The organism is Rhodococcus sp. P3_B8 (assembly GCF_056402775.1).
In genome coordinates this window covers 1-11,547 of sequence record NZ_JBFUGT010000204.1, presented here as the reverse complement: position 1 = coordinate 11,547, position 11,547 = coordinate 1, and the positions used below count along the sequence as shown (strand labels likewise).

13 protein-coding genes are annotated in these 11,547 nt (G+C 68.2%); 9 read left to right on the top strand and 4 right to left on the bottom strand.

The annotated features are described in order from the left end of the window. The 6 genes from AC1D1G_RS33300 to AC1D1G_RS33275 form a co-directional block, all read left to right on the top strand. The coding region (locus tag AC1D1G_RS33300; protein WP_477955410.1) for a His/Gly/Thr/Pro-type tRNA ligase C-terminal domain-containing protein at nt 1-373 on the top strand (373 nt) is incomplete at its 5' end. A 68-nt stretch (nt 374-441) separates the two neighbouring features. Beyond that, nucleotides 442-2,172, top strand: coding sequence for an acyl-CoA dehydrogenase family protein (locus AC1D1G_RS33295; protein WP_477955409.1), 1,731 nt, complete (start codon nt 442-444; stop codon nt 2,170-2,172). Nucleotides 2,173-2,308: 136 nt separating this feature from the next. Beyond that, nucleotides 2,309-2,722 carry a hypothetical protein gene (locus AC1D1G_RS33290; RefSeq protein WP_105419312.1) on the top strand — a complete coding sequence of 138 codons (414 nt, stop codon included), beginning with the start codon at nt 2,309-2,311 and terminating at the stop codon, nt 2,720-2,722. 129 nt (nt 2,723-2,851) lie between these two features. Further along, the gene (locus AC1D1G_RS33285; protein WP_477955408.1) at nt 2,852-3,145 is read left to right on the top strand and encodes a hypothetical protein; all 294 of its coding nucleotides are present in this window, start codon (nt 2,852-2,854) and stop codon (nt 3,143-3,145) included. Between the two features lie 267 nt (nt 3,146-3,412). Next, on the top strand, nt 3,413-3,871 hold the full coding sequence (locus AC1D1G_RS33280) for an Hsp20/alpha crystallin family protein (protein ID WP_280784632.1): 459 nt from the start codon (nt 3,413-3,415) through the stop codon (nt 3,869-3,871). A gap of 218 nt (nt 3,872-4,089) precedes the next feature. Continuing rightward, a complete protein-coding gene (locus tag AC1D1G_RS33275) occupies nt 4,090-5,052 on the top strand; it encodes an alpha/beta fold hydrolase (RefSeq protein WP_280784633.1) in 963 nt (320 codons plus the stop codon). Here AC1D1G_RS33275 and AC1D1G_RS33270 read toward each other — a convergent pair whose 3' ends face one another. Then, complete coding sequence (locus AC1D1G_RS33270; RefSeq protein WP_011598466.1) at nt 5,053-5,700, bottom strand: FHA domain-containing protein; 648 nt, start codon at nt 5,698-5,700, stop codon at nt 5,053-5,055. Nucleotides 5,701-5,756: 56 nt separating this feature from the next. Then, nucleotides 5,757-6,356 (bottom strand): TetR/AcrR family transcriptional regulator, encoded by a 600-nt coding sequence (locus AC1D1G_RS33265; RefSeq protein WP_280784634.1) that lies wholly within the window; start codon nt 6,354-6,356, stop codon nt 5,757-5,759. Nucleotides 6,357-6,459: 103 nt separating this feature from the next. Between AC1D1G_RS33265 and AC1D1G_RS33260 the strand changes: the two genes are divergently transcribed. Further along, on the top strand, nt 6,460-7,905 hold the full coding sequence (locus tag AC1D1G_RS33260) for a DHA2 family efflux MFS transporter permease subunit (RefSeq protein WP_283334755.1): 1,446 nt from the start codon (nt 6,460-6,462) through the stop codon (nt 7,903-7,905). A 12-nt stretch (nt 7,906-7,917) separates the two neighbouring features. On the opposite strand, the gene AC1D1G_RS33255 is transcribed toward AC1D1G_RS33260, so the two are convergent. Beyond that, nucleotides 7,918-8,586, bottom strand: a complete 669-nt coding sequence (locus tag AC1D1G_RS33255; RefSeq protein ID WP_280784636.1) for a response regulator transcription factor — start codon at nt 8,584-8,586, stop codon at nt 7,918-7,920. Then, nucleotides 8,583-9,764: a sensor histidine kinase gene (locus AC1D1G_RS33250; RefSeq protein WP_283334754.1), complete on the bottom strand. Its 1,182-nt coding sequence runs from the start codon at nt 9,762-9,764 to the stop codon at nt 8,583-8,585. The genes AC1D1G_RS33255 and AC1D1G_RS33250 overlap by 4 nt, the downstream gene beginning before the upstream one ends. A gap of 109 nt (nt 9,765-9,873) precedes the next feature. Between AC1D1G_RS33250 and AC1D1G_RS33245 the strand changes: the two genes are divergently transcribed. Together AC1D1G_RS33245 and AC1D1G_RS33240 are read left to right on the top strand one after the other, a co-directional pair. Then, entirely contained in the window at nt 9,874-10,809 is a 936-nt protein-coding gene (locus AC1D1G_RS33245; protein WP_280784638.1) for an ABC transporter ATP-binding protein, read from the top strand. After that, nucleotides 10,806-11,547 (top strand): ABC transporter permease (locus tag AC1D1G_RS33240; RefSeq protein WP_477955406.1); only part of this gene is annotated, 742 nt, incomplete at its 3' end. The genes AC1D1G_RS33245 and AC1D1G_RS33240, both read left to right, overlap by 4 nt.

Here is an 11,547-nt window from a genome sequence, read left to right as displayed (position 1 = left end):
GGGCGTCTCCCGCCTCGTCGCGGTGATCGCGGAACAGCACCACGACGAGAAGGGTCTCCGCTGGCCGGCGGAGGTGTCGCCCGCGGACGTGCACGTGGTGATCGCCAACAAGGACGAGACCGCCCGGGAAGGCGCCGAGGGGCTCGCCGCCGAACTCGACAAGGCCGGTCTCGAGGTGATCCTCGACGATCGCAAGGCGTCACCTGGCGTGAAGTTCAAGGACTCCGAACTGCTCGGTGTCCCGCTCGTCGTGGTCGTCGGCCGCGGCTGGGGCGAGGGCAAGGTGGAGGTCCGCGACCGCTTCACCGGCGAGAGCCGCGAGGTGGCCGCCGAGTCCGCGCTGAGCGAGATCGTCAACGCCGTCAGGGGCTGATCAAACCGCCCCACGCCTTTCGTCCGGACTGTTAGCTTGGCCTGACACGTCCGGACGAAAGGCTTGCTGTGACGAATTCCCTGCTGTTCGATCCGACCTCCTACGATCCCGAGCATTTCGATCCGGAGACGCGCAGACTGCTGCGGGCGCTGATCGAGTGGTTCGAGTCGCGGGGCAAGAAGCGGCTGCTCGAGGACGATCTCGAGGCCGTGTGGCCCGACGACTTCCTGGAGTTCGTGAAACGGGAGAAGCTGTTCGCGAAGTTCCTCACACCTGCCGACCTGGCGGGCGGCGACCCGGACAAGCGCTGGGACGCCGCACGCAACGCCGCCCTCAGTGAAATCTTCGGTTTCTACGGTCTGGCGTACTGGTACGCGTGGCAGGTGACCATCCTGGGTCTCGGCCCCATCTGGATGAGCGGGAACCGTGCCGCGAAGGAACGGGCAGCGACGCTCCTCGACGACGGTGGGGTGCTGGCGTTCGGGCTGTCGGAGAAAGAACACGGCGCGGACGTCTACTCGACGGACATGCTGCTGACCCGTGCGGACAACGACCCGGGCCTCGCGTTCACCGCGAGCGGCGACAAGTACTACATCGGCAACGGCAACGTCGCGGGCATGGTGTCGGTGTTCGGCAGGCGCACCGATGTGGAGGGCAGCGACGGGTACGTCTTCTTCGTCGCGGACAGTCGCCACCCGGCATACCACCTGCAAGGCAATGTGGTGCACGGCCAGATGTACGTCAGCACGTTCCGACTCGAGGACTACCCGGTGCGGGAAGAAGACATTCTCCACACGGGGGTCGCCGCGTTCGAGGCGGCGCTGAACACGGTCAACGTCGGCAAGTTCAACCTGTGCACGGGCTCCATCGGGATCTCCGAGCATGCGTTCTACGAGTCGATCACTCACGCGCACAACAGGATTCTGTACGGCAACCCCGTCACCGATTTCGCGCACGTGCGTGGAAACTTCGTCGACGCCTACAGCCGGCTGATCGCGATGAAGCTGTTCAGCGCGCGCTCCGTCGACTACTTCCGCAGCGCGAGTCTCGACGACCGCCGGTACCTGCTGTTCAATCCGATGACGAAGGCGAAGGTCACCTCCGAAGGGGAGAAGGTGATCGCGCTCCTGCACGACGTGATCGCGGCGAAGGGCTACGAGAAGAACACCTACTTCCGCGAGGCCGCCCAGTTGATCGGCACTCTGCCGAAGCTCGAGGGCACGGTGCACGTCAACGTCGGCCTCATCCTCAAGTTCATGCCGAACTACCTGCTCAACCCGGCCGAGTACCCGGAGATCGGCACCCGGCTCGACGCCGCCGACGATGCCTTCTTCTGGGCGCAGGGCCCGACCCGCGGCGCCGGCAGGATTCAGTTCCACGACTGGACGAAGACCTACGAGGCGCACTCGGACGTCCCCAATGTGGCCCGGTTCCATGAGCAGGCGACCGCGCTGAGGGAACTGCTCACCACCGCCCCGCCCGACGCGGCCCAGCAGAAGGATCTCGACTTCCTGCTCGACCTCGGGCACCTGTTCTCGCTCGTGGTCTACGGGCACCTGATTCTCGAGCAGGCCGCGATCGCCGGTATCGACCGTGATCTGATCGACCAGATCTTCGACTTCCAGATCCGCGATTTCTCCGGGTATGCCGTTGCGCTGCACGGTAAATCGTCCGYCACCGAGGCGCAGCAGAAGTGGGCACTCGGTGCGATTCGCCGTCCCGTGGTGGACGCGGAGCGGTTCGCGCGGGTGTGGGCACAGGTGGAGAACTACGACGGCGCCTACGAAATGCGGCCGTAGACAGGGCTCTACGGGGGTGGGGTGGCGTCATCCCTCGGGGTGCCGGTTGCGCCCCCTGGGGTACCTGTTCCGGTGGGTGCGATCGGCGCATTCTTATGTGGCAAGCAAAACCCCACCCCCACAGAAAGATCCACACATGGCACACACCCTCAAGCGCACCCTTTCCGCTCTCGCCATCGCGGGCTTCGCCCTCACAGCCGGAGCGGGAATCGCCTCGGCTGATCCGGGTGGCAACGGCGGCACGGCGCCGGGCGGCACCTCGCAGGGCGGTAACGGTGGCACCTCTCAGGGCGGCGCCGGCGGCGCCGGCGGCAACGGTTCCGGTGGGAACGTCGTCCTCGGCGGTCCGGTTATCGGCAGCCCGGGCACGACCACCGGACCCCAGAACGCGGGCAACGGCGGCAATGGTGGCAACGGTGGCAACGCCGGGGATGCCAACGGAGGGAACGCCGGGGATGCGAATGGTGGCGCCGCAAACGGAGGCGCAGGTGCGGGCGACACGACGACCACGGAAAACACCGAGAACTGCGGATTCGTCTTCTGCTGGTGACCGAGTCGTGATCGCTCGATCTTGCTGAACAGCCCGAGGGGCCGTCACCGCCAGGTGCCGGCCCCTCGGCGCCACACCTGTACCGCCTTCCCGCCTCCCCGGCACCACGCACTGTGAAAGGTTCTTCCCATGTCGACGTCCTTCGGCTTCTCCACTGTCCTCACACGCACGGGTGCCACCGTCGCGGCCGCGTTCTTCGTCCTCGCGGCGGGCGCCGGCATCGCGTCGGCGGCCCCGGACGTCCCGTCCGATGACCCTTCCGTCAGTACCGTTGCCCTCGGACAGAACGCCCAGGGCGGCAATGTCGACATCGGCGGCCCGCATGTCGGGCCGATCGCCGTGGACGGCATCAAGGCCGGCCCAGGCGGAGCGAATGTCGGCGGCTACGACTTCGGCGGCGGCCAGGGGCAACTCTGGGGGTGACGGGATTCGCACCCCAGGGTGCCTGGTAGCGCCGGCCCGGGCGCCGCATTCTGAACTGGCAGTAGAGAATACCCTCCAGTCGCGAGCGGACCGGACAGGTCGATTCGTCGCGGCGAGGACCCCGGAACCGGAACTCACGAGGCGAAGATTCCGGGGTCCTCTCGAACTGGCACTCTCGGGTGCCGAGTGCTAAATTAGCGATGCACAGTGAATCTGGCTGCCCGTCGGGGTGGCGGGCGCCTCGAGTGATGTGGGAGGTGTGTTGCTGTGCTTCGCTTCGATCCTTTCAACGACCTCGAATCCATGACCAAGAGTCTGCTCGGCACGGAAACCGGAACCGCACGGGTCCCGCGATTCATGCCGATGGATCTGTACAAGGTCGACGACCACTACGTCCTGCACGCCGACCTGCCGGGCGTCGATCCGGGTTCCGTCGACGTCAGTGTCGACAACGGCACGCTCACCCTGACGGCTCATCGCAGCGCGCCGTCCGAGGAGAACGTGCAATGGATCGCGTCCGAGCGGTTCAGCGGAACGTTCCGGCGCCAGCTGTCGCTCGGCGACGGCGTCGACCCGGACCGCATCTCGGCGTCCTACGAGAACGGTGTCCTGAGCGTGACCATCCCGCTCGCCGAACGGGCGAAGCCGCGGCGGATCGAGGTCTCCAGCCTCGGAACCGGCGAGCATCGCACGATCGAGGCGGGTCCCGCGAGCGAGACGGACTGACGCTGCAGCGGAACATCTGCTGTGTCGAAGCCCCCTCGACGAGGGGGCTTCGGCGTGCCCACGTCCACGCACCCCAGGGGTGGAAAGGGCAACACCTCCGGGTGCACCGGCCACCACTGGGGGTCCTGGTCGGGTCGGACCGTGCGCGGCACAGTAGAGAGAACAAGCAAGAACGTAACGCTTCACCAGCCGCGAGCGAAGAAACCGAGGAGGCCATCATGACGAACACCCCGGTTGCACACGAGCACGAGGGCCGGCGCCTCACGGTCAGGACCGACGACGGGATCGCACTCGCGGTTCGCGAGTTCGGTTCGCCCGACGCAGCCACCACAGTGGTGTTCGTTCACGGTCACTGCCTGCGCACCGAGTCCTGGTGGGCGCTGCGCAAGCAGCTGGTCCGCTTCTGGCGCAACGACGTTCGCATGGTCTTCTACGATCACCGCGGACACGGCGARTCCGGGGAGGCGCCGGCAGCCACCTACACGATCGATCAGCTCGGCCGCGACCTCGGCTCCGTGCTCGATGCCGTCGCACCGCATGGCCCGGTCGTCCTCGTCGGGCACTCGATGGGCGGAATGACCGCGCTGTCCTACACCCGGCAGAACCCGCACACGATCGGTTCGCGGATCGTCGGCATGGCCCTGATCTCCACCGCGGCGTGCGATCTCGCCGAGGCCGGTCTCGGACGGCACCTGCGGAGCCCCGCGGTGTCGCTGTTCCGCACCGCGGTGCGCCGGGCACCCCGGGTCGTGCACGGATCGAAGCGCGTGGGACGCACCGTCTGCACGGCGATCGCCCGTGCGGCAGGCGCCCGCAACCGGGTCGTCGATCCTCGCCTGGCGGCGCTGGTCGCGGCCATGGCCAACACCACGTCCGTCGTCACCATGTCGAGCTTCCTCGAATCCCTGCTCGGGTTCGACGAGCGGCATTCCCTCGCCGCGCTGGCTCACATTCCGTCGCTGATCCTGTGCGGCTCGGTGGACATGCTCACCCCGCTCCAGCATTCCGTCGCGATGGCCTCGAAGCTCCCCGCCTCGGAACTCGTGAGCGTCGACGGGGCCGGCCACTCGGTGATCCTCGAACGCGCCGCCGACGTCGCACTCGCGATCATCGGCCTCGTCGAGCGAATCGCACACGGTGAGACTGCCGCTTTCGACCGCGAACTGATGGCCGTCGGCTGATCAGAGATCGCGCTCGTTGATGATGCCGCTGCGCATGGCCCGTTCGGCCAGGCTGACCCGCTTCTGATTCTGCGGGAGATCGCCGACGCCGAACTTCGCGAACAACGCCCGGAGGTGAGTCTTGATAGCGTCGACACTGAGAAACAGTTCCTGGGCGATCTGCTGATTCGACGCCGGATTCGCGAACGCGGCGCCGTGCTTGTACGGCCGGCACAGTGCCGTGAGGACCGCCCGCTGGGTGTCGGTGAGGGACCGGACATCGGGCATGTCGGTGCCCATCCGGGTGGCCTCGTCGAGAGAGCCGCCGAATTCCAGGTACCGGATCTTCGTTCCCCCGATGCGGATGCTGTCGCCCTGGCGGAGCCGCCGACGCCCCGCGAGACGCTCGCCGTTGACGAAGGTGCCGTTGCGGGAGAGCCCGTCGTCGAGGATGGTCCAGTGCGAGCCGACGCATTCGAGGACGGCATGGAGACGTGAGACTTCGTCGTCCTCGGTGAGGAGCAGATCGGAACCGGGCGACCGTCCGATCGTGACGCGCGCGGAAGTGGGGGAGAGGTCCACGGTGTGGTGGTGACCCTCCCGGTCGGAATAACTCAGTCGAGACTCAACGGCTCGGTCCACGGCGACACCCCTTCGGCACGCTTCCATCGTGCCCCGCCGCGTGTCCTCTGAGCAAGATCAAGAGCGGAATCGCCGATCACGGATCAGTTCTCGGAGCCCGCGGCGTCCAGGGTGCTGCCGAATGCGCACACGGCGAGCTCCTCGAGCGCCGGATCCTGCCCGGCATGCTCGGGTACCTGCATGGCGAGCAGGGTGTTGAGGAGCATTCCGTTGGCGATGAAGATGCGCGCCCGTTCCGGGCTGCACCCGGTGCGCGTGCGGATCTGCGTGTAGAGCCGGGACATCCAGTCGCGGGCCAGCGCGCCGATCTCCGGGTTCGCGCCGGAGGTGAAGCCGTGCATCATCACGAGCAGGAGGTCGCGGTCCTCGAGCAGTTCGGCGTACGCGATGCCCATCGGGAGCCACGACTCGTCGTTCTCCGGGGCGGCGGCGACATCGTCGAAGTACGGCTCGAAGGTGTCCATGATCCGACGCATCGCGCGGTCGAAGACGTCGGCGAACAGCCGCGACTTCGAACCGAACATGCGCACCACGTAGGGCTGGGACACGCCTGCCTCGCGTGCGACGGCGTCGGTGCTGGTGCCGTGATAGCCGTCCCTGGCGAACGCGCGGGAGGCGGCGGCCAGGACGAGTTCGCGACGTTCGGTCGCGCTCATGCGGGTCTGTTTCACGGGCGATGCCATGTTGACATGTTATCAGTCGATTACTAGTCTTCGAAATAAGTAATCATCTGATGCTTACAACTTCCTTCTTCCCGTACTCACGACTCGGATACGAGGACCCGTCATGACGACACTCTCCGAACGCCTGGAACACCAATCGGCGGCGCCTCCCTCGGGACGGGGCCACGGCCGGCTGGTGCCGGTATGGCTGGCGATCGTCGCCGCCTCGATACCGATGTTCATGGCCACACTCGACAATCTGGTGATGACCAGCGCCCTGCCGGTGATCCAGCGCGACCTCGGGGCGTCGGTGGGGCAGTTGCAGTGGTTCATGAACGCGTACACGCTCGCCTTCGCGACGTTGATGCTGACGCTGTCGGCGCTGGGGGACCGCCTCGGCCGTCGCCGTGTATTCCTCTGGGGCATAGTGCTCTTCGCGCTGGCCTCGATTGCATCGGCGCTGTCGACCACCTCCGAGATGCTGATCGCCGCGCGCGCCGTCCAGGGCGTCGGCGCGGCCGCGATCATGCCGCTCTCCCTCACCCTGCTGGCCGGTGCCGTGCCGCTCGCCAAGCGCGCCCTCGCCATCGGGATCTGGGGCGGCGTCTCCGGACTGGGCGTCGCGCTCGGCCCCGTGGTCGGCGGCGCCGTCGTCGACGGGGTGTCGTGGCAGGCCGTGTTCTGGATCAACGTTCCTGTCGCAGCGGTCGCGATTCCGTTGGCGCTGTATGCGCTCGGCGAGTCGAAGGGAAAGCGGCAGCCGCTGGATCCGCTCGGCGTCGTCCTGGCCGGAGCCGCCGTGTTCCTCGGAGTCTGGGGCATCGTGCACGGCAACGACGACGGCTGGACCAGCGCCACGGTGCTCGGTGCTCTCGTCGCATCGGCGGTGTTGCTCGCGGCGTTCGTGGTGCGCGAGTTGCGCACACCCTTCCCCGTGATGCCGCTGCGACTGTTCCGGTCCCGGCAGTTCTCCCTGGCCAACGTCATCGGGCTGACGTTCACGCTGGGAATGATGGGTGCTGTCTTCCTCCTGTCGCAGTACCTCCAGATCGTCATGGGGTACTCCCCGTTCGAGGCCGGCCTGCGAACCTTGCCGTGGACCGCCGCACCCATGCTGGTGGCGCCGATCGCAGGCCTGCTTGCGCCGCGGCTGGGTGTCCGGACCCTCCTCGTCACCGGACTGGTCCTGCAGGGGTTGTCGCTGCTGTGGATGGCGTCGCTCGTCGTCCCCGGCGCCACGTACGGCAGCATGATTCCGGCGTTCGTGATGGCGGGCGCAGGGATGGGTCTGACGTTCGCCCCCAACGCGACCGCCGTCCTCGCCGACATGCCCGAGGCCGACCACGGCACGGCCAGTTCGACCAACGCGACACTCCGTGAGATCGGAGTCGCGCTGGGGATCGCGCTGCTGACCGCGGTGTTCCTCGGTGCGGGCGGCAGCCTGACGCCGACGGGATACGTCGACGCCCTCGCACCCGCTCTGTACGTGGGAGCCGGATTCGTGGCGGTCGCGGTCGTCGCCGCGGCCCTCATGCCGGGACGATCCAAGGCCGTCCTGGCGTCGACGTGACCGTGGTGGGGGTCAGTCCTGCCAGCCCGGCCGGACCAGCCCCCACTCGTACGCCATGACCACCAGTTGCGTGCGGTCGCGGGCGCCGAGTTTCAACAGAATTCGGCTGACGTGGGTGCGGGCGGTGGCGGGGCTCAGGAACAACCGTGAGCCGATCTCGGCGTTGGTGAGTCCCTCGGCGATCAGGATCATCACCTCGCGTTCGCGGTCGGTCAGGTCGTCGAGACGGGTGCGCTGCGGCGGCCGTTTGGCGTGGGTCGCGAACTCCGCGACCAGCTTCCGCGTCACCGACGGTGACAGCAGGGCGTCCCCGCCCGCCACCACGCGGACCGCCCGCACCAGTTCGGCGGGTTCGGTGTGTTTGACGAGGAAACCCGTTGCTCCCGCGCGCATCGCCTCGAACACGTACTCGTCCAGTTCGAACGTGGTGAGCACCACCACCCGCACGCCGGACAGCGCGGGATCGGCGGCGATACGCCGGGTCGCCTCCAGCCCGTCGAGCACCGGCATCCGGATGTCCATGAGGACGACATCGGGGACCAGCGAGCGAGTCAGGCTCACCGCCTGCTCACCGTTCTCGGCCTGACCGGCCACGGTGACATCGGCCTGCGCGTCGAGCAGGGCGGCGAACCCCGCCCGCACGAGGGCCTGGTCGTCGGCGACGAGCACGCGAATCGTCATGTCCGGCCCGCCGTGTCCCCGCCGAAGGGGAGCGTCGCCTGCACCCGGAAGCCGCCGACCGGTCCGATCCCGGCGGTCAGCTCACCACCCAGAGCGCGTGCGCGTTCCCGCATGCCGGGGATGCCGTTCCCGCCGCCACCGGTGGCCGTGCCGACGGGACCCCGGCCGTCGTCGTCGATCCGGACGCGGACGAACGTGGGCGCGTACGACACGGTCACGTCGGCCGACGAGCTCCCGGAATGGCGGGCCACGTTGGTCAGCGACTCCTGGACGATCCGCGCCGCAGCCACGTCGACCACGGCCGGCAGCGGCCTCGGTGCGCCTTCGACGACGGTCGTCACCGCGAGGCCCGCGGCACGGGCGCGCTCGACCACACCGTCCAGGTCCCCGAGCCCGGCGGTGGGCGCGATCGGCGGGTGGTCCTCGCCGCCCCGCAGCGATGCCAGCAGCGCATGGACGTCGCCGATCGCGTCGCGGCTCGCGACCTTGATCGCGGACAGCGCCTCCTGCGACTGTTCAGGTCTGCTGTCCCACAGCTCGAGTGCGACCGACGCCTGCACGTTGATCATCGAGAGGCTGTGTGCCAGAACGTCGTGCAGTTCGCGGGCGATCGCGAGCCGCTCCTCGCTGGCCCGTCGACGCTGCTCGTCCAGGACGCTGCGCCTCGCCGCCTCGGCGCGTTGCCTGCGGGCGTCGAGCGTCCCGCGGCGCTGACGGATGATCTCGGCGGCGGCGAGGAGCACCAGCAGCCACGCGGCGATGCCGGTGAGGGCGGCGAGTGACGGCGCCTCGGCAGAGGACACGGCGGGCACGGCGAAGACGATCAGGGCGTAGCCGATCGCGAGAACCGGATAGGTGAGCCATCGGGATCCGGCCGTCGCGGCGCCGAGAAACGCGACGACGAGCGACAGGAAGACCGGGCCGTACCCGTATCCCCGCGCGACGTAGAGGACCGTGACGGCCAGGACGACGAACAGGACCGCGACAGGACGCCGTCGCCGGAAGACCAGCGCGACCGGACCGCACACCAGCAACACGAAGCCGGCGGCGTCCAACGGCTCCGCCCACGACTGGTTGTGGTTGGCGCCGATACTGCCGACCACCTGCACGATCGCGACGCCCAGGGCGATCAGGAGGTCCCGCGGGGCGATCGACGTGTCCCTCCGGTCAGTGCGCACCACCCGAACGTAGACCCGATCCGGCGAGCCTGTCATCGTCCGCGACGCGTACACGAGAAGACGCGCGCAGACGGATGTGCGCGACTCGCGCCGAGCCGACGCTGGAGGCATGACTTCCGACATCGTGGTCACCGACAGGTTGACCAAACGCTACGGCGAACACACGGCGGTCGACGCCGTCAGCCTGACCGTGCGGGCAGGGGAGGTGTACGGGTTCCTCGGACCGAACGGCGCAGGCAAGACCACCACGCTGCGCATGCTCACCGGTCTGGTCCGGCCGACCTCCGGGAGCGCGACACTCTTCGGGCGTCCACCCGGGGACAGCGCGGTGGCGGTGCGCACCGGCGTCCTGATCGAGGGACCCGGCTTCTTCCCCTACCTGTCCGGTCGCGACAACCTGCGGGTGCTGAGCAGATACCGCCGACTGCCGGACGACGCGGCGGAATCCGCGCTGCACCGGGTGGGGCTGCGCGAGCGGGGACACGACCGTTTCCGCACCTACTCGCTCGGGATGAAGCAGCGGCTCGGTGTCGCGGCCGCACTCCTCGGCGAACCCGATCTGCTGATCCTCGACGAACCCACCAACGGTCTCGACCCGGCCGGCATGGCCGAGATGCGGGAACTGATAGTCGAACTCGCGCACTCCGGGCATTCGGTGCTGCTCTCCAGCCACATGCTCAGCGAGGTCCAGGAGATCTGCGACCGCGTCGGGGTGATCTCGCGCGGGGAGTTGATCGCACAGTCCACCGTGGCCGAACTACGGGGAGACACCAGCCTGCTGGTGCGAGCCGATCCGAGGGAACGAGCGGCAGCGGTGCTCGCGGAACTACTGGGACACGACGTCGTCGACACGGTGGGCGACGCCCTCACACTTGCGGTGTCGCCGGACCTGGCGCCGAAGGTGGCCCGTGTTCTCGTCGACGCGGGAATCGACGTGCACGAACTGGCCCGGCGGGAACGATCGCTCGAGGACGTCTTCTTCGACCTGACGTCGGACGTCACCGCCGGCGACCACACGAGCAACGATGCGAGGAGAGTGTCATGAACGCAGTGATCGCCAGCACGCGGGCCGAGCTTCTGCGACTACGGAAATGGCCGTCGATGTGGGTGCTGCTCGCCGCGTGGATCGTGCTCAACCTGGTCTTCGTCTATATGTTCAACTACATTACGTTCGCGACCGGCGGCACCACCGACATGGCGTCGTCCGCACCCCCGGACGTGCTGCTCGCGCAGATGCTGCCCTCGGCGGTGCCCCAGGTGTTCACCCAGGGCATGGCCATGTTCGGGGGCGCACTGATGCTCATCCTCGGCGCCCTCACCATCGGCAGCGGCTACGGGTGGGGGACGTGGAAGACCGTATTCACCCAGGGACCTCCACGATCGGCCGCGCTCACCGGAACCCTGCTCGCTCTGCTGATCGTGGTGATCGGACTCGTTCTCACGGTGGCGGCCGTCGATCTCGGGGTGGCCTCGGTCATCGCCGTGGTCGAATCGGAGTCGGCGAGTCTTCCTGCCGCGGATGCGATGCTGAAGGCGCTCGCCTCCGGGGTGCTCATCCTCGGGATGTGGACCGCCGCCGGTGTCCTCGTCGGCGCTCTCGCACGGGGGCCGGCGTTGTCGGTCGGTCTCGGACTGGTGTGGGTGCTGGTGGTCGAAAACCTCCTCCGCGGGGTCGCGGCCGTCCTCGACCCCGTGTCGGTGGTGACGGACTTCCTGCCCGGCACCGCCGCGGGCTCGCTCGCCGGATCGCTCCGAGACTTCGGCGGTGACACCACCCCCGGTG